This window comes from Shigella sp. FC1544 (assembly GCF_001722145.1).
Classification (GTDB): Bacteria; Pseudomonadota; Gammaproteobacteria; order Enterobacterales; family Enterobacteriaceae; genus Escherichia; species Escherichia coli.
The window spans coordinates 1-18,517 of record NZ_MECT01000567.1 but is presented as its reverse complement, the minus strand read 5'-3'; the positions used below and the strand labels follow the sequence as shown (position 1 = coordinate 18,517).

At 45.0% G+C, this 18,517-nt stretch carries 12 protein-coding genes and 6 pseudogenes; 12 read left to right on the top strand and 6 right to left on the bottom strand.

The window, feature by feature from the left end:
* Positions 1-122: IS1 family transposase (locus BGK49_RS28495; RefSeq protein ID WP_001422013.1), on the bottom strand; the 122-nt coding region annotated here is incomplete at its 3' end.
* Positions 123-178: 56 nt separating this feature from the next.
* Positions 179-817, bottom strand: a pseudogene (locus BGK49_RS22000) (porin); the annotation flags it as partial.
* A 271-nt stretch (positions 818-1,088) separates the two neighbouring features.
* Between BGK49_RS22000 and BGK49_RS21995 the strand changes: the two are divergent.
* The 7 genes and pseudogenes from BGK49_RS21995 to BGK49_RS21965 form a co-directional block, all read left to right on the top strand.
* Positions 1,089-2,305: pseudogene (locus BGK49_RS21995) on the top strand (sugar ABC transporter substrate-binding protein); the annotation flags it as partial.
* Between the two features lie 16 nt (positions 2,306-2,321).
* Positions 2,322-3,610: pseudogene (locus BGK49_RS31550) on the top strand (carbohydrate ABC transporter permease).
* A 2-nt stretch (positions 3,611-3,612) separates the two neighbouring features.
* Positions 3,613-4,446 (top strand): sugar ABC transporter permease, encoded by an 834-nt coding sequence (locus BGK49_RS21985; protein WP_000357160.1) that lies wholly within the window; start codon positions 3,613-3,615, stop codon positions 4,444-4,446.
* Between the two features lie 17 nt (positions 4,447-4,463).
* Positions 4,464-6,263: pseudogene (locus BGK49_RS21980) on the top strand (glycoside hydrolase family 13 protein).
* 21 nt (positions 6,264-6,284) lie between these two features.
* Entirely contained in the window at positions 6,285-7,082 is a 798-nt protein-coding gene (locus tag BGK49_RS21975) for an amidohydrolase family protein (RefSeq protein ID WP_000582555.1), read from the top strand.
* A gap of 92 nt (positions 7,083-7,174) precedes the next feature.
* Positions 7,175-8,000, top strand: a pseudogene (locus tag BGK49_RS31545) (alpha/beta hydrolase).
* A gap of 22 nt (positions 8,001-8,022) precedes the next feature.
* Positions 8,023-8,865, top strand: a complete 843-nt coding sequence (locus BGK49_RS21965) for a Nif3-like dinuclear metal center hexameric protein (protein ID WP_000546444.1) — start codon at positions 8,023-8,025, stop codon at positions 8,863-8,865.
* Between the two features lie 59 nt (positions 8,866-8,924).
* On the opposite strand, the gene pyk is transcribed toward BGK49_RS21965, so the two are convergent.
* Positions 8,925-10,367, bottom strand: coding sequence for a pyruvate kinase (gene pyk / locus BGK49_RS21960; RefSeq protein ID WP_000091148.1), 1,443 nt, complete (start codon positions 10,365-10,367; stop codon positions 8,925-8,927).
* 127 nt (positions 10,368-10,494) lie between these two features.
* The gene (gene hexR / locus BGK49_RS21955) at positions 10,495-11,364 is read right to left on the bottom strand and encodes a DNA-binding transcriptional regulator HexR (protein ID WP_001056706.1); all 870 of its coding nucleotides are present in this window, start codon (positions 11,362-11,364) and stop codon (positions 10,495-10,497) included.
* Positions 11,365-11,701: 337 nt separating this feature from the next.
* On the opposite strand from hexR, the gene zwf reads away from it, so the two are divergent.
* From zwf to kdgA, 3 genes are all read left to right on the top strand, one after another.
* Complete coding sequence (gene zwf / locus BGK49_RS21945) at positions 11,702-13,177, top strand: glucose-6-phosphate dehydrogenase (protein ID WP_000301720.1); 1,476 nt, start codon at positions 11,702-11,704, stop codon at positions 13,175-13,177.
* A gap of 234 nt (positions 13,178-13,411) precedes the next feature.
* Entirely contained in the window at positions 13,412-15,223 is a 1,812-nt protein-coding gene (edd, locus tag BGK49_RS21940; protein ID WP_001069475.1) for a phosphogluconate dehydratase, read from the top strand.
* Positions 15,224-15,259: 36 nt separating this feature from the next.
* On the top strand, positions 15,260-15,901 hold the full coding sequence (gene kdgA, locus BGK49_RS21935) for a bifunctional 4-hydroxy-2-oxoglutarate aldolase/2-dehydro-3-deoxy-phosphogluconate aldolase (RefSeq protein WP_000800510.1): 642 nt from the start codon (positions 15,260-15,262) through the stop codon (positions 15,899-15,901).
* Positions 15,902-15,956: 55 nt separating this feature from the next.
* On the opposite strand, the gene purT is transcribed toward kdgA, so the two are convergent.
* Positions 15,957-17,135: a formate-dependent phosphoribosylglycinamide formyltransferase gene (gene purT, locus BGK49_RS21930; RefSeq protein WP_000173486.1), complete on the bottom strand. Its 1,179-nt coding sequence runs from the start codon at positions 17,133-17,135 to the stop codon at positions 15,957-15,959.
* Between the two features lie 132 nt (positions 17,136-17,267).
* Here purT and yebG point away from each other — a divergent pair.
* Both yebG and yebF read left to right on the top strand, forming a co-directional pair.
* Positions 17,268-17,562 (top strand): annotated as a pseudogene (yebG, locus tag BGK49_RS21925) (DNA damage-inducible protein YebG).
* A 66-nt stretch (positions 17,563-17,628) separates the two neighbouring features.
* On the top strand, positions 17,629-17,985 hold the full coding sequence (gene yebF / locus BGK49_RS21920) for a protein YebF (protein WP_001295500.1): 357 nt from the start codon (positions 17,629-17,631) through the stop codon (positions 17,983-17,985).
* Positions 17,986-18,325: 340 nt separating this feature from the next.
* Here the strand turns inward: yebF and BGK49_RS21910 are convergent.
* Positions 18,326-18,517, bottom strand: a 192-nt coding sequence (locus BGK49_RS21910) for an IS1 family transposase (RefSeq protein ID WP_000718190.1), incomplete at its 5' end; no start/stop codon positions are given.

The window sequence follows — 18,517 nt, the reverse complement described above, 5'->3', positions numbered from 1 at the left end:
AGTTGCCATGTTTTACGGCAGTGAGAGCAGAGATAGCGCTGATGTCCGGCAGTGCTTTTGCCGTTACGCACCACCCCGTCAGTAGCTGAACAGGAGGGACAGCTGATAGAAACAGAAGCCACTGGAGCACCTCAAAAACACCATCATACACTAAATCAGTAAGTTGGCAGCATCACCCCCATGCACCAAAACGTTTATAGGGCTGAAATAGTATACTTTGACCTTCTTCTTCGCGTACGCCCCAGGAGCTCTTATCATTTCGACTGTACAAGTATTCAACGTTTGAATAAAAACCTGCGTTCCAGTCAGAGTTAAAGTACGTCAACGTAGGGCGAAAACTGTTGTCAACAGTTACAGTATGCAAGCCTGTGACATAAGGGCTATCTATATTACCGTCGGTATACATCAGGTCGTATACCAGACTGAAGTCGAAACCGTTACCAATAGTGAACGTTTTGTTTAGTGATATATAGTTTTGCAGACTTGTTTCATTTTCGTGATAGCCTTTTTCTTCTTGTCGGCGATCGATAGACTTAAGGCCATAGATTGCTGCAAATTGCCAATTAGGTTGGCTGAAATAGGCCTGGAAAATCTCGTGTGTTTTAGTATATTCCTTTACTGTTTTACCTAAATAGTTATCAGTGCTTTTGGTCTCATATTCAAATGTAGTACCAACATGTCCATTAAAGCCCGCTTGTTCTTCTGACCAGTCAGTGTCGGAGGTAAAGCCGCGATCGTTTGCCGCAAAGGCTCCTGTTGAGCCTAAAATGACTGTTGCAATTGAAGCCGATAAGACATTCTTTTTTATTAAAACCATAAATGAGTTCCTTCCAAAATATCAATTTAAGATATGATTTCTGTTATTCCATATAGTCGCACCTCATGTACTCCTAAACACTCTGCGGCAATAAAATATTTTTTTCTCAACAAATTACTGCAAATGGGATATACATCACTATTTGCAGTTATTCATCATTAAAATCTTATTTGACAGTTGATTGGCCTTGATTTGTGTTGATAATGGCGTGAATGCTTATGTAGTCGTACATCATATACTACTTAAAGATGTTATTCATGAGGTAAATATAATGAAGCTTTCAAATATCGTCACAGTTATAATTCTTGCAAATTCCAGTACGCTAACACCCCAGGCGATGGCAGAAAAATTAATTCCTGAAACTGATGCTGAGTTGTTAGTTTGGTCTGATGCCACAAGCGTGGAATATATGAAATATGCAGCAAAGGAATTCAATAAAGATTTTGGCTACAAGGTAAAGTTTACATTTCGCAATATAGCGCCAATGGATGCAGCATCAAGAATTATGCAGGATGGGGGTACGACTCGTGTAGCTGATGTAGCTGAAATTGAACATGATACCCTGGGGCGGTTAGTCGTTGCTGGCGGGGTTATGGAAAACATGGTCTCAGCTGAGCGGATTAAAAAAACATTTATTCCAGGCGCAGTATCGGCAGCTACATATAATAACATCAGCTATGGTTTTCCTGTAAGTTTCGCAACGCTGGCGCTTTTCTATAATAAGGATTTGTTAAACACCGCACCAAAAACATTCGAAGAAATCAATACTTTCAGTAAAAGTTTAATAATTCATCCGAGCATAAATATGCTCTGCTATGGGATGTACAAAATTATTATGTTTCACGTATGTTTATTACCTTGTATGGTGCCAACGAATTCGGTAAAACCGGTAACGATCCTAAAGCTCTAGGCATTGCTTCATCTGAAGCGAAGAAAGGGCTAGAGACGATGAAACGCTTAAAGAAAGCGAATCCCTCTAATCCTCTTGATATGGGTAATCCACAAGTTCTAAGAGGTCTGTTTAATGAAGGTAAAGTTGCTGCTGTAATCGACGGACCTTGGTCCATACAAGGTTACATTGACAGCGGAATCAATTTTGGCGTGACACGCATCCCAACATTAGATGGTCATCAGCCTCGCACATTTTCAACAGTACGGCTGGCCGTTGTAAGCTCATTTACCGCATATCCTCATGCCGCTGAATTATTCGCTGACTACCTGACAACGGATAAGATGTTGATGAAGCGTTATGAAATGACGAATCTCATCCCACCAATCGATTCACTTATGAACAAAATTAGCCAGACAGGTAGTGAAGCTATAAAAGCAATTATTGCTCAAGCTAATTATTCTGACGCAATGCCATCAATACCGGAAATGTCTTATCTATGGTCTCCAATGACTAATGCTATTTTGGCTACCTGGGTTGAGAATAAAACACCGGATGAAGTTTTAAATCATGCACAAACAATTATTGAAGAACAACTTCGCTTCAGGAGTAATTGTGAATACACAACAACTGAAAATGAAGAGTGCACCTGTGCTACCTATTTCCTGTTTGATTATGGGCGGGACTCAGTTATCACGTCATTATTATGTGAAAGGCGGGATATTCTTTGCAATACAAGTATGCTTTTTGCTTTATCTTTCCGATATTGTGCATACATTAATAGGTTTGTTCACATTAGGTGATGTCGCGCAAATTCGAAAAGGGTTGACTGTTATTCAGGGTGACAATTCTATATTTATGCTTGTAGAGGGCGTGATAGCGACCATTATTGTTGGCTTATTCGCCACTATTTACATCCTTAATATTAAAGATGCGCGGAACTCATCTTATTGCCATCTGACTTTTAAACAACAGTTATATAAGCTCTATGAGGATAAATTTGCATTTATAGTCCTAACGCCCGCATTTTTAGCAAGTATAGCATTCATTGTTTTACCTATTGTAATTACAGTTCTTGTATCGTTTACAAACTATGCTGCGCCAAATCACATCCCACCAAAGAACCTGGTTGATTGGGTTGGGATTAAAAATTTCATAATGTTGTTTAAATTTAAAATATGGTCTGATACGTTTCTAGGTGTCGCTCTCTGGACATTTATTTGGGCAATTTGCGCGACGGTTTTTACCTTCAGTTTTGGCTTTATTCTGGCTTTAGCACTGGCTAAAAAAATATACGTTTCGCAAAAGTCTGGCGATTGATATTTATACTGCCATATGCCATACCCACATTTGTAACGTTACTTATTTTGCGTCTTCTTTTAAATGGAATTGGTCCGGTTAACTCGTTTCTGAACAGTATCGGAATGAATTCAGTTGATTTTCTGTCGGTTCCATTAAATGCAAAAATAACAGTAATTGCCGTTTGTGTTTGGGTAGGGGCACCGTATTTTATGCTATTGATCGCGGGTGCATTAACAAACATATCCCGAGATTTGTATGAGGCTAGTGAGGTCGATGGCGCAACTAAATGGCAACAGTTTAAGGAAATTACATTGCCAATGGTGTTACATCAGGTTGCGTCAACTCTGGTAATGACATTTGCATATAATTTCAATAATTTTGGTGCAATTTATCTTCTGACTGAAGGTGGTCCGACTAATCCGGAATACAGATTCGCTGGGCATACCGATATTTTTATTACCTGGATTTATAAACTCACATTGAATTTCCAGCAATATCATATAGCTTCTGTAATCTCCATCATAATATTTATCTTCTTATCGGTTATAGCAATATGGCAATTCAGACGGATGAAATCATTTAAAGATGATGTAGGGATGTGACAATGGATAAATTTTTACGTAAAATATCAACGCTCTTAGTTTATCTTTTTTTAATCTGCAACTCTATTCTTGTGCTTGGGCCAGTGATATGGACGATAATGGCATCTTTTAAAAAAGGGAATAATCTATTTAGTTCAACATTTAGTGGCATCGAGTTTACATTTGACCACTACATAACGTTGTTCACGGATACGCCATATATGCAGTGGTATTTGAACACTTTCATTCTTGCTACCGCTAACATGTTAATTTCACTGTTCGTTGTGACGATGACCGCCTACGTTTTTTCAAGGTATCGATTTCATGGAAAGCGTAATACGTTAATGAGTATTCTTGTATTGCAAATGTTTCCTGCATTTTTATCAATGACTGCCATTTATATCCTGCTATCAAAGGCCAATTTGATAGACACATATACTGGGTTGCTTCTGGTTTATGTAACCGGTTCATTGCCCTTCATGACGTGGTTGGTAAAAGGTTATTTTGATGCTATTCCAACTTCTTTGGATGAGGCCGATAAAATAGATGGAGCAGGGCATCTGACTATTTTTATTCAGATAATATTGCCATTGGCTAAGCCGATTCTCGTTTTCATTGGATTAGTTTCGTTCACTGGACCATGGATGGACTTCATTTTGCCAACGTTGGTGCTTCGTAGTGAGGATAAAATGACCCTGGCGATTGGCATTTTTAGTTGGATTGCTTCTAATTCAGCAGAGAATTATACGCTTTTTGCTGCTGGGGCGCTTTTAGTTGCAGTACCTATCACATTGTTATTTGTATTCACACAGAAGCATATAACTACTGGACTTGTTAGCGGTGCCGTTAAGGAATAATTTAGGGATTAGTATTTATGATTACAGTTAGTTCGTTAAAACACTCAGCAAAAAGTGAAGATAGCTATGCCTATGATAACGAAACTTTGCATGTACGGTTACGCACATTAAGAGGAGAAGTTGATAAAGTTATTCTCTGGATAGGCGATCCATATAATTGGGCTGAAGGTGGTCTTGACGGCGGTAACATGGCCGGGACAGAAGCGTTCGGCTGGATTGGCGGCAACGAGATCGAGATGGAACAAGAAGCTGTCACCGAATTTCATGATCACTGGTTTGCAGTGTTCAAACCTCAAAAACGCCGTTGCCGTTACGGTTTTATACTTTTTGGGAAAGAGGGAGAGAAGTTTCTTTTTGGTGAGAAAAGGTGTGTTGATATCAGTTCACCGGAGTGCGAAGAACGAGAGTTAAGCCGCTTAAATAACTTTTTTTGCTTCCCTTATCTTAATAAAATTGACGTTCTAAATACCCCCTCCTGGGTAAAAAATACGGTATGGTACCAAATTTTTCCAGACCGTTTCTGTAACGGCAGACCTGAAATATCCCCAGAAGGGGTAGAACCGTGGGGCAGTACACCGACTTCATTCAACTTTATGGGTGGGGATCTGTGGGGGGTTATTGATAAACTCGATTATCTGGAAGATCTGGGTATTAATGGGATTTATTTTTGTCCTATTTTTACCTCAGCATCCAACCATAAATATGACACCATCGATCATTTTAGTGTTGATCCACATTTAGGTGGGAATATTGCTTTCCATACTTTGATTGAAGAAGCGCATAAGCGTGGAATAAAAATCATGTTGGATGCAGTATTCAATCATTTAGGCGCTGACTCTCCAATATGGCTTGACGTTGTACGCAATGGTGCCAATTCACGTTACGCCGATTGGTTCTGGATTCATAAATTGCCTGTTTATCCCGATACTCCAAAAAGTGAATGGGATTTTAAAAACTTTAACTATGAAACCTTTGGCAATGTTATTGAAATGCCTAAGCTAAATACTGAGAATGAAGAGTGCCGTGAATACTTACTTAGTATAGTTCGCTATTGGACGCAAAATTTTGATATTGATGGTTGGCGTCTGGATGTTGCGAATGAAGTGGATCATCATTTCTGGCGAGATTTCAGAAAGGTGATTAAAGATATCAAACCTGAATGTTATATTTTGAGTGAGATATGGCATGAGGGCACCCCCTAGTTGCGTGGTGATCAGTTTGATTCATTAATGAATTATCCCTTAACATATGGGATTATTGATTATTTTGCGTTACAGGATACAACAAAACAAGAATTTATGACATCCGTTACACGTTCTTATCTTTGTTATCCTAAAAATATAACTGAAGTTATGTTTAATCTTCTGGATAGTCATGACACCGCGCGTATTTTAAGCGTTTGTTTGAATGATAAACGAAAAGTTAAACTCGCCTATTTATTTATGTCAACTCAAGCGGGCTCTCCTTGTATCTACTACGGTAGCGAAATAGGAATTGATGGTTTTAAATCAATGACGCTTGAGAATAATAGAAAATGTATGATATGGGATGAAAACAAACAAGATCTTGAATTACGGCAATTTATACGTTGGTTAATACGTCTACGTAAAAAACATCCACAATGGTGTGAGGCATTAATACAATGGAAAGATGTTGAACATCCTACGGTGATCGCTTATCAACGCGATAACATCACTTTCTTCTTAAATAATAGTGAAGATACTGCCAACTTTATTTATGACGGAAGAAGTATGGAGATCTCCGGTTTCAGTTATGAAATTGAAGGTTTACCTGCTGCTGATCTTTATGATTTTTAAATTTCAATTAGGATGTTTGTTATGATAATTGATGCACACACTCATATTGGTGATTTTGTGAAAATCAGCATGCCAGAAGATGTTTTTCTGGCATCTCTGGACAAGTATAATATTGATTTTGCGTTATGTTCCTGTGGATCTGCTGTTGAAGTTGACCATGACCAGAACCCGATTCCGGATGAAGATCAAGTTACACAGGATGATAACAATGAACGTATGCTCAGACTTGTTCGTCAACATGCAAAGCGAATTGGCGCGTTTATGTGGATTAAGCCTCGTCTGGAAAGTTGTGATCAAGACTTTGAAGATATGATTGCCAGCAATCGAGATATCATTTATGGCATCAAAGTTCACCCTTATCATTCAAAAATGGCTTTCAACTCAGAAAAAGTTCAGGATTATATACGCCTTGCTCAAAAATATGATCTCCCGGTAGTTAGCCATACTTCTAATGATTATGAATCCAGCCCACAGTTATTTTATGAGATGGCACTTAAGTATCCAGACGTGAATTTTGTTATGTGTCATATGGGGCTCGCGACAGATAATCAGGAAGCAATCGAATTGATTGCAAAACTTCCTAATCTCTATGGCGATACTGTGTGGGTTAGGGCGGATATGGTTTACCAGGCGATAAAAATCTGTGGTAGTGATAAGATTTTATTCGGTACCGATAATCCTATTAATGGGCTGGATACGTACAATGATGATGATTTTTATAATAAGTATTTTACTGAATTAAAAAGTAAATTAACGCAAAGTGAGTTTGAACAACTTATGTTTACCAATGCGAAAAAAAATTTTAAGATAAAAATATAGTTATTAGTCATTTCTAAGTGCTCCCCATATAGAATGTGGTAGGGGAGTGCTTAGATGTTATATTTCATTTTGCATTGAGGTTAATTTAAATCATGAACGATATTGAGAACTATGGGAATCGCTATCATGTGTTGCAATCTTTTCCTATGCCACAATTGGCGAGTAGTCGCGAAATAAGAATATTACTGCCTGCGTTCTATTATGAATCTGATATCAGTTACCCTGTAATATATATGCACGATGGGCAAAATTTATTTGATAAATCTGTATCTTTTGGTCCACATGTATGGGATATACCTGAGGCGGTAGATGCTTTTTTCCCAAATTCACAATACGACGGTGTTATCATTGTGGGGATTGATAACGCATCGTCTCATGGTAAATTCAGCCGTATGGATGAGTATTCTCCATGGCCGCGAAACACATCTTTTCCCTTACCTGGCTGGGACCCTGCTGTGGATTATAGTGGAGGAAAAGGCGTTTATTGTGAATACGCTCAAGAACTATGTTGACAGTAATTGTAGAACTCTCCCAGATCGTAATAATACAGCGATAGCAGGTAGTTCTATGGGTGCGTACATCAGTTTGTTTGCCGTAATTCTTCGTCAGGACGTTTTTTCAAAAGTTGGCGTTTTTTCGCCGGCACTATGGTTCAATGACAGCGCAATGCTGAATTTTATTCAGGAAAACAACATCGTTGAAGATCTTACTGTATATCTCGATGTCGGTACGCAGGAAACCAGTGGTATGCGCGAAGACTTTCCTGAAGTCTATATTTCCGGTGCTGAAAAATTATGCGTGAGTCTCCGTAAACAACGCAATGTAACTATAGATTATCATTTATGGGGAGGTGATACCCACTCTGAGTCTGCATGGGCAAAACGTTTCCCAGAAATGTTGAAATTATTTTATTGCTGATGAAACCTGTGAAGGATGTTGAATGCATCATATTAAAACAGCCGCGGATCTTAATTGTTTTTTAAATTCAATGGTTGCTGTTTCGCAACCAACTGTTGATAAAATTATTTTTGGTGCTGAGGCGACACTTATTAATAAAATTGGGACCTGCTGGATTGCCTCAATGGATGTTTTAAGAAAGGCTGTTTTTGAAGGTGTCAATATCATTATTACACATGAGACTACATTTTATTCTTATGCTGATCTGGAGGGTGACGATCTTGAGTTTTCATGGGCCAGAAAAATAATGGATTATACTCGCGGTGAACTCAGTTATTTAAAAATAATTGAGCAAAAAAAGGAGTTTTTGCATAAAAATAATTTGGTAATCATTCGTTGCCATGATGTCATGGATCGAGAGCCTACGTTCGGAATGTCTAAGGCTTTGGCTCAGCAGTTAGAACTGGATGTTACAAATATTGTTGCTTCTGATGAGATGTACTGTGTATATGCTATAGAACCTGACAGTGCCATTAACATTACCAAACGTTTTGCCAAAAATTTGAAAATATATAATCTTCCTGGCATTCAATTTTATGGAGATAAAGCCAGAGTAGTCAGAACTGTTGGCATTGGGGCAGGCTGTTTTTGTGATCCAATACAATATATGGAATATCAGGCTGATTATTATATTACGATTAACGATTCAATTAAAACATGGGTGCAGACACAATACTCCAAAGATAGTGGCTTACCGATGGCAGTTATTGGACATAGTGTTGCAGAGGAAGCGGGTATGCGACGTCTTGCAAGCTATTTAGATCTCCATTCAGGCTATCCCTGTATTCATTTTACAGGGGGCTGTGATTATGATTGGATTGAATAAGTAGTCCTAATTTATGTGTTGCTAAATACCCCGGCCATCAGCGGCCGGGGCAGGTGAGATTACTCTACCGTTAAAATACGCGTGGTATTAGTAGAACCCACGGTACTCATCACGTCGCCCTGGGTGACAATCACCAGGTCACCAGACATCAAGTAACCTTTATCGCGCAGCAGATTAACCGCTTCGCTGGCAGCTGCTACGCCGTCATTAGCGCTATCAAAGTGCACCGGCGTAACGCCACGATAGAGAGCAGTCAGGTTCAGCGTACGTTCATGGCGCGACATGGCGAAAATTGGTAGACCAGAGCTGATACGGGAGGTCATCAGCGCGGTACGACCCGATTCGGTCATGGTAATAATCGCCGTAACGCCTTTCAGGTGGTTAGCTGCGTACATTGCTGACATGGCAATAGCTTCTTCCACATTGTCGAACTGAACGTCCAGACGGTGTTTAGAAACGTTGATGCTCGGGATTTTTTCCGCACCCAGGCAAACGCGCGCCATGGCTGCAACAGTTTCTGACGGATACTGCCCTGCGGCAGTTTCTGCAGACAGCATCACAGCGTCAGTACCATCCAGAACGGCGTTTGCTACGTCCATGACTTCTGCACGCGTCGGCATCGGGTTAGTAATCATTGACTCCATCATCTGGGTCGCCGTGATTACCGCTCGGTTTAGCTGACGCGCACGACGGATCAACGCTTTCTGAATGCCGACCAGTTCCGGGTCGCCAATTTCCACACCGAGGTCGCCACGTGCAACCATTACCACGTCAGAGGCGAGGATGATGTCATCCATTGCATCCTGGCTGCAAACGGCTTCCGCACGTTCAACCTTGGCAACAATTTTCGCATCACATCCTGCATCGCGTGCCAGGCGACGGGCATAGTTCAGATCTTCGCCACAGCGTGGGAAGGAGACAGCCAGGTAATCTACGCCAATCAACGCCGCAGTCTTAATGTCTGCTTTGTCTTTTTCGGTCAGCGCTTCAGCCGACAAACCGCCGCCAAGTTTGTTGATACCTTTATTGTTGGAGAGGGGACCACCGACGGTGACTTCGGTGAACACTTTCATGCCCTGAACTTCCAGTACTTTTAACTGGACGCGACCATCGTCCAGCAGCAGGATGTCACCAGGCACGACGTCAGCAGGCAGGCCTTTGTAGTCGATACCGACTTTTTCTTTGTCGCCTTCACCTTTACCCAGGTTGGCGTCGAGCAGGAATTTATCCCCAATATTGAGGAAAACTTTGCCTTCTTTAAAGGTGGATACACGGATTTTGGGTCCCTGGAGGTCACCCAGAATAGCCACATGACGCCCCAGTTTTGCGGCAATCTCACGAACTTTATCCGCGCGCATTTTGTGATCTTCAGGCGAGCCATGAGAAAAGTTCATACGTACAACGTTGGCACCCGCCGCGATAACTTTTTCAAGATTATTATCGCGATCTGTTGCTGGGCCTAACGTGGTAACGATTTTTGTTCTGCGAAGCCTTCTGGACATGTAATACTCCGTTGACTGAAACAACCAGGTGTTGCTTGAACATGAAATCCGAATGAAATAACGCCGCGATGGCGATAAATTAATCTCATTCGGATGTCGTATAAGATTAGGACAGTGACAGTCGTTTTTAGCGATCGTCACTTAAATTAAGTAACTGCTTATCAAAACGCGATTCCTTCAGCGCTTCCTTGACCCGCTTCAAGTTATCTCTGAATTTTGCACCGCGTCGCAAAGTAAATCCTGTCGCCAGCACATCTATCACGGTCAGCTGTGCAAGTCGAGAAACCATGGGCATATAAATGTCAGTATCTTCCGGTACGTCGAGGGTAATTGCCAGCGTTGCTTCCCGGGCGAGCGGGGTACCCGCAGAGGTGAGGGCAATCACCATTGCGTCGTTTTCGCGAGCCAGCTGCGCCAGCTCGACCAGATTTTTTGTTCTTCCAGTGTGAGAAATCAGCACCACCACGTCTCCGTCGCTACAATTCATACAACTCATGCGTTGCAGCACGATATCATCGGAGTACACCACCGGAACATTAAAACGAAAGAACTTATTCATCGCATCGTGGGCAACGGCGGCTGAAGAGCCTAATCCGAAAAAGGCGATTTTTTTTGCCTGAGTGAGCAAGTCGACGGCGCGGTTGATGGCAGATTTATCCAGTGAATGACGGACATGATCAAGCGTTGCCATTGCGGACTCAAATATTTTCCCTGTGTATGATTCAACGCTGTCATCTTCATTGACATTGCGATTAACATAGGGAGTGCCATTCGCCAGACTCTGTGCCAGATGAAGTTTAAAATCAGGAAAACCGCGCGTGTCCATGCTGCGACAGAAACGATTCACCGTCGGTTCGCTAACATTGGCTTCCAGTGCCATAGCAGCAATACTCGAATGGATCGCGTTATCGGGCGAAGCCAGAATGACCTCGGCAACTTTGCGCTCTGATTTGCTCAAATGTTCCAGCTGAGACTGGATTTTTTCCAGCATATTCATGATGTAAAGAGACTCACGGGTAATGACGATTTCCGCACTGAAAGAAATCGAAATGCAGTTTTGTCAGATATTACGCCTGTGTGCCGTGTTAATGACAAAAGCAGATAAAAAAGTTGTTATTTTTTTTCATAACATGATCAGTGTCAGATTTTTACCGAATGGAAAACGATGATTTTTTTATCAGTTTTGCCGCACTTTGCGCGCTTTTCCCGTAATCGCACGGGTGGATAAGCGTTTACAGTTTTCGCAAGCTCGTAAAAGCAGTACAGTGCACCGTAAGAAAATTACAAGTATACCCTGGCTTAAGTACCGGGTTAGTTAACTTAAGGAGAATGACATGGCGGTAACGCAAACAGCCCAGGCCTGTGACTTGGTCATTTTCGGCGCGAAAGGCGACCTTGCGCGTCGTAAATTGCTGCCTTCCCTGTATCAACTGGAAAAAGCCGGTCAGCTCAACCCGGACACCCGGATTATCGGCGTAGGGCGTGCTGACTGGGATAAAGCGGCATATACCAAAGTTGTCCGCGAGGCGCTCGAAACTTTCATGAAAGAAACCATTGATGAAGGTTTATGGGACACCCTGAGTGCACGTCTGGATTTTTGTAATCTCGATGTCAATGACACTGCTGCATTCAACCGTCTCGGCGCGATGCTGGATCAAAAAAATCGTATCACCATTAACTACTTTGCCATGCCGCCCAGCACTTTTGGCGCAATTTGCAAAGGGCTTGGCGAGGCAAAACTGAATGCTAAACCGGCACGCGTAGTCATGGAGAAACCGCTGGGGACGTCGCTGGCGACCTCGCAGGAAATCAATGATCAGGTTGGCGAATACTTCGAGGAGTGCCAGGTTTACCGTATCGACCACTATCTTGGTAAAGAAACGGTGCTGAACCTGTTGGCGCTGCGTTTTGCTAACTCCCTGTTTGTGAATAACTGGGACAATCGCACCATTGATCATGTTGAGATTACCGTGGCAGAAGAAGTGGGGATCGAAGGGCGCTGGGGCTATTTTGATAAAGCCGGTCAGATGCGTGACATGATTCAGAACCACCTGCTACAAATTCTCTGCATGATTGCGATGTCTCCGCCATCTGACCTGAGCGCAGACAGCATCCGCGATGAAAAAGTGAAAGTACTGAAGTCCCTGCGCCGCATCGACCGCTCCAACGTACGCGAAAAAACCGTACGTGGGCAATATACTGCGGGCTTCGCCCAGGGCAAAAAAGTGCCGGGATATCTGGAAGAAGAGGGCGCGAACAAGAGCAGCAATACAGAAACCTTCGTGGCGATCCGCGTCGACATTGATAACTGGCGCTGGGCCGGTGTGCCATTCTACCTGCGTACTGGTAAACGTCTGCCGACCAAATGTTCTGAAGTCGTGGTCTATTTCAAAACACCTGAACTGAATCTGTTTAAAGAGTCGTGGCAGGATCTGCCGCAGAATAAACTGACTATCCGTCTGCAACCTGATGAAGGCGTGGATATCCAGGTACTGAATAAAGTTCCTGGCCTTGACCACAAACATAACCTGCAAATCACCAAGCTGGATCTGAGCTATTCAGAAACCTTTAATCAGACGCATCTGGCGGATGCCTATGAACGTCTGCTGCTGGAAACCATGCGTGGTATTCAGGCACTGTTTGTACGTCGTGATGAAGTGGAAGAAGCCTGGAAATGGGTAGACTCCATTACTGAGGCGTGGGCGATGGACAATGATGCGCCGAAACCGTATCAGGCCGGAACCTGGGGACCCGTTGCCTCGGTGGCGATGATTACCCGTGATGGTCGTTCCTGGAATGAGTTTGAGTAATATCTGCGCTTATCCTTTATGGTCATTTTACCGGTAACATGATCTTGCACAGATTGTAGAACAATTTTTACACTTTCAGGCCTCGTGCGGATTCACCCACGAGGCTTTTTTTATTACACTGACTGAAACGTTTTTGCCCTATGAGCTCCGGTTACAGGCGTTTCACTCATAAATCCTCTGAATGAAACGCGTTGTGAATCATCCTGCTCTGACAACTCAATTTCAGGAGCCTTTATGAATCCACAATTGTTACGCGTAACAAATCGAATCATTGAACGTTCGCGCGAGACTCGCTCTGCTTATCTCGCCCGGATAGAACAAGCGAAAACGTCGACCGTTCATCGTTCGCAGTTGGCATGCGGTAACCTGGCACACGGTTTCGCTGCCTGCCAGCCAGAAGACAAAGCCTCTTTGAAAAGCATGTTGCGTAACAATATCGCCATCATCACCTCCTATAACGACATGCTCTCCGCGCACCAGCCTTATGAACACTATCCAGAAATCATTCGTAAAGCCCTGCATGAAGCGAATGCGGTTGGTCAGGTTGCGGGCGGTGTTCCGGCGATGTGTGATGGTGTCACCCAGGGGCAGGATGGAATGGAATTGTCGCTGCTAAGCCGCGAAGTGATAGCGATGTCTGCGGCGGTGGGGCTGTCCCATAACATGTTTGATGGTGCTCTGTTCCTCGGTGTGTGCGACAAGATTGTCCCGGGTCTGACGATGGCAGCCCTGTCGTTTGGTCATTTGCCTGCGGTGTTTGTGCCGTCTGGACCGATGGCAAGCGGTTTGCCAAATAAAGAAAAAGTGCGTATTCGCCAGCTTTATGCCGAAGGTAAAGTGGACCGCATGGCCTTACTGGAGTCAGAAGCCGCGTCTTACCATGCGCCGGGAACATGTACTTTCTACGGTACTGCCAACACCAACCAGATGGTGGTGGAATTTATGGGGATGCAGTCGCCAGGCTCTTCTTTTGTTCATCCGGATTCTCCGCTGCGCGATGCTTTGACCGCTGCCGCTGCGCGTCAGGTTACACGCATGACCGGTAATGGTAATGAATGGATGCCGATCGGTAAGATGATCGATGAGAAAGTGGTGGTGAACGGTATCGTTGCACTGCTGGCGACCGGTGGTTCCACTAACCACACCATGCACCTGGTGGCGATGGCGCGCGCGGCCGGTATTCAGATTAACTGGGATGACTTCTCTGACCTTTCTGATGTTGTACCGCTGATGGCACGTCTCTACCCGAACGGTCCGGCCGATATTAACCACTTCCAGGCGGCAGGTGGCGTACCGGTTCTGGTGCGTGAACTGCTCAAAGCAGGCCTGCTGCATGAAGATGTCAATACGGTGGCAGGCTTTGGTCTGTCTCGTTATACCCTTGAACCATGGCTGAATAATGGTGAACTGGACTGGCGGGAAGGGGCGGAAAAATCACTCGACAGCAATGTGATCGCTTCCTTCGAACAACCTTTCTCTCATCATGGTGGGACAAAAGTGTTAAGCGGTAACCTGGGCCGTGCGGTTATGAAAACCTCTGCCGTGCCGGTTGAGAACCAGGTGATTGAAGCGCCAGCGGTTGTTTTTGAAAGCCAGCATGACGTTATGCCGGCCTTTGAAGCGGGTTTGCTGGACCGCGATTGTGTCGTTGTTGTCCGTCATCAGGGGCCAAAAGCGAACGGAATGCCAGAATTACATAAACTCATGCCGCCACTTGGTGTATTATTGGACCGGTGTTTCAAAATTGCGTTAGTTACCGATGGACGACTCTCCGGCGCTTCAGGTAAAGTGCCGTCAGCTATCCACGTAACACCAGAAGCCTACGATGGCGGGCTGCTGGCAAAAGTGCGCGACGGGGACATCATTCGTGTGAATGGACAGACAGGCGAACTGACGCTGCTGGTAGACGAAGCGGAACTGGCTGCTCGCGAACCGCACATTCCTGACCTGAGCGCGTCACGCGTGGGGACAGGACGTGAATTATTCAGCGCCTTGCGTGAAAAACTGTCCGGTGCCGAACAGGGCGCAACCTGTATCACTTTTTAAGACGACAAATTTGTAATCAGGCGAGAGAAAACTCTGATGAAAAACTGGAAAACAAGTGCAGAATCAATCCTGACCACCGGCCCGGTTGTACCGGTTATCGTGGTAAAAAAACTGGAACACGCAGTGCCGATGGCAAAAGCGTTGGTTGCTGGTGGGGTGCGCGTTCTGGAAGTGACTCTGCGTACCGAGTGTGCAGTTGACGCTATCCGTGCTATCGCCAAAGAAGTGCCTGAAGCGATTGTGGGTGCCGGTACGGTGCTGAATCCACAGCAGCTGGCAGAAGTCACTGAAGCGGGTGCACAGTTCGCAATTAGCCCGGGTCTGACCGAGCCGCTGCTGAAAGCTGCTACCGAAGGGACTATTCCTCTAATTCCGGGGATCAGCACTGTTTCCGAACTGATGCTGGGTATGGACTACGGTTTGAAAGAGTTCAAATTCTTCCCGGCTGAAGCTAACGGCGGCTTGAAAGCCCTGCAGGCGATCGCGGGTCCGTTCTCCCAGGTCCGTTTCTGCCCGACGGGTGGTATTTCTCCGGCTAACTACCGTGACTACCTGGCGCTGAAAAGCGTGCTGTGCATCGGTGGTTCCTGGCTGGTTCCGGCAGATGCGCTGGAAGCGGGCGATTACGACCGCATTACTAAGCTGGCGCGTGAAGCTGTAGAAGGCGCTAAGCTGTAAAAGTCAAAACGCCCGATCTACGATCGGGCATTTTTGTAGCGTTTTTTTGCCGGGTTTAACCCTGTACTTTTACCTGTCCGGCGGCGTGCTTCGCGCGTTCAATGGCGTCAACAACACTCTCAGCGGTCGCCAGCGCAACACCCAGACGACGGCTGCCATCAATTTCCGGCTTACCAAATAAACGAATCTGCAAATCTGCGCCTACGGCATTCTGCACATTATCAAACGTGACATTCTGACTGGTCAGTTGTGGCAGAATAACGGCAGAAGCTGCAGGACCATACTGACGGATCCCGCCAACCGGAAGTCCGAGGAAGGCACGTACATGCAGGGCAAACTCTGAAAGATCTTGAGAAATTAACGTCACCATCCCGGTATCATGTGGACGAGGGGAGACCTCACTGAAAATCACCTCATCACTACAGACAAACAGCTCGACACCAAACAGACCATAACCGCCCAGTGCCAGCACCACTTTACGGGCAATCTCCTGCGCACGTTCAAGGGCAAGCGGGCTCATTTGCTGTGGTTGCCAGGATTCACGGTAGTCGCCATCTTCCTGGCGATGACCTACCGGTGCACAGAAATGGACGCCATCCACCGCGCTGACGGTTAGCAAGGTAATTTCGAAGTCAAACTTAACGACGCCTTCAACAATTACGCGGCCCGCTCCGGCGCGACCGCCTTGCTGAGCGTACTTCCATGCCTGAGCAAGTTGCTCTGCAGAACGAATAAACGTCTGCCCCTTGCCGGAAGAGCTCATCACCGGTTTTACAATGCAGGGATAGCCAATGTCAGCAACAGCCTCGCGGAAAAGGCTTTCGCTATCGGCAAAACGATAAGTGGAAGTGGGCAGCTGCAGCTCTTCTGCCGCCAGGCGACGGATACCCTCGCGATTCATCGTTAATTTCGTTGCGCGAGCGCAGGGGACAACATTCAGTCCTTCCTCTTCAAGTTGGATCAGCATATCGGTGGCAATAGCTTCGATCTCCGGCACGATATAATGTGGTTTTTCCAGTTCAACCACACGGCGTAATGCATCACCATCAAGCATATTAATGACATGGGAGCGATGCGCGACATGCATGGCTGGTGCGTCGGCATAGCGATCGACGGCAATCACCTCTACGCCGAGACGCTGACACTCGATTGCCACTTCTTTACCCAGTTCACCGGAGCCTAATAACATCACGCGAGTTGCTGCCGGACGCAGCGCAGTGCCTAATAACGTCATAACGAATATCCCCTGATTAATTCCGCGCGCAGTATAAACGAAAACGTTTGCGTGTGTCTTTATTGCTGATGTTGATTCTCAACCGAAAAGAAATATACTGTATAAAATCACAGTTATTATGAGAGGCTGCAAATGGCGGTTGAAGTTAAATACGTAGTCATTCGTGAGGGCGAAGAGAAAATGTCGTTTACCAGCAAAAAGGAAGCCGATGCTTATGACAAAATGCTTGATACGGCGGATCTGCTTGACACCTGGCTGACTAATTCTCCAGTGCAAATGGAAGACGAGCAACGTGAAGCCCTTTCGCTATGGCTGGCAGAACAAAAAGATGTGCTGAGCACCATTCTGAAAACCGGCAAATTACCGTCCCCACCCACAGGTCGTCGGTGCTGAATCCGAAGAGGAAGATGCCTCACACGCGGCCTGAAGCAACTTGCGCTCCTGACAATTTGTACCATGCTTTCTCCTGAATCATTGTGCTATGGAGAAAAACATGAAAAAAAGAGGGGCGTTTTTAGGGCTGTTGTTGGTTTCTGCCTGCGCATCAGTTTTCGCTGCCAATAATGAAACCAGCAAGTCGGTCACTTTCCCAAAGTGTGAAGGTCTGGATGCTGCCGGAATTGCCGCGAGCGTAAAACGTGATTATCAACAAAATCGCGTGGCGCGTTGGGCAGATGATCAAAAAATTGTCGGTCAGGCCGATCCCGTGGCTTGGGTCAGTTTGCAGGACATTCAGGGTAAAGATGATAAATGGTCAGTACCGCTAACCGTGCGTGGTAAAAGTGCCGATATTCATTACCAGGTCAGCGTGGACTGCAAAGCGGGAATGGCGGAATATCAGCGGCGTTAATGGCTTCTGATAATTCGATTGACCGTTGGCGGATGCGGCGCGAGTGCCTTGTCCGCCCCAGAACGCACCACAATCGTAGGCCTGAGAAGACGCAACAGCGTCGCATCGGGCAATCAGCATCAAACAATGCCACTCAAAACGACAAACTACTTTCACCTAAAATACCCTTATCACCTGATATACAGTAAATACCTTACCTGGCGCGAATTTCTTTGAATAACGGCCTACCGCCCCGCTTATTTGCGCATCTTTTGTCTCGATATACATTTTCTGACATCCTCATCCGCTATGCTACAGGCACTAAAAATGGTTATTGAGGAGCAAAGGTAATGACTCCAACTTATTGATAGTGTTTTATGTTCAGATAATGCCCGATGACTTTGTCATGCAGCTCCACCGATTTTGAGAACGACAGCGACTTCCGTCCCAGCCGTGCCAGGTGCTGCCTCAGATTCAGGTTATGCCGCTCAATTCGCTGCGTATATCGCTTGCTGATTACGTGCAGCTTTCCCTTCAGGCGGGATTCATACAG

What these genes read in the sequence shown, in the direction of transcription:
- hexR (WP_001056706.1), bottom strand. Translation starts at nt 11,364, where the DNA reads ATGAATATGCTGGAAAAAATCCAGTCTCAGCTGGAACATTTGAGCAAA.
- BGK49_RS21985 (WP_000357160.1), top strand. Translation starts at nt 3,613, where the DNA reads ATGGATAAATTTTTACGTAAAATATCAACGCTCTTAGTTTATCTTTTT.
- yebF (WP_001295500.1), top strand. Translation starts at nt 17,629, where the DNA reads ATGAAAAAAAGAGGGGCGTTTTTAGGGCTGTTGTTGGTTTCTGCCTGC.
- kdgA (WP_000800510.1), top strand. Translation starts at nt 15,260, where the DNA reads ATGAAAAACTGGAAAACAAGTGCAGAATCAATCCTGACCACCGGCCCG.
- zwf (WP_000301720.1), top strand. Translation starts at nt 11,702, where the DNA reads ATGGCGGTAACGCAAACAGCCCAGGCCTGTGACTTGGTCATTTTCGGC.
- BGK49_RS21965 (WP_000546444.1), top strand. Translation starts at nt 8,023, where the DNA reads ATGCATCATATTAAAACAGCCGCGGATCTTAATTGTTTTTTAAATTCA.
- BGK49_RS21975 (WP_000582555.1), top strand. Translation starts at nt 6,285, where the DNA reads ATGATAATTGATGCACACACTCATATTGGTGATTTTGTGAAAATCAGC.
- edd (WP_001069475.1), top strand. Translation starts at nt 13,412, where the DNA reads ATGAATCCACAATTGTTACGCGTAACAAATCGAATCATTGAACGTTCG.
- purT (WP_000173486.1), bottom strand. Translation starts at nt 17,135, where the DNA reads ATGACGTTATTAGGCACTGCGCTGCGTCCGGCAGCAACTCGCGTGATG.
- pyk (WP_000091148.1), bottom strand. Translation starts at nt 10,367, where the DNA reads ATGTCCAGAAGGCTTCGCAGAACAAAAATCGTTACCACGTTAGGCCCA.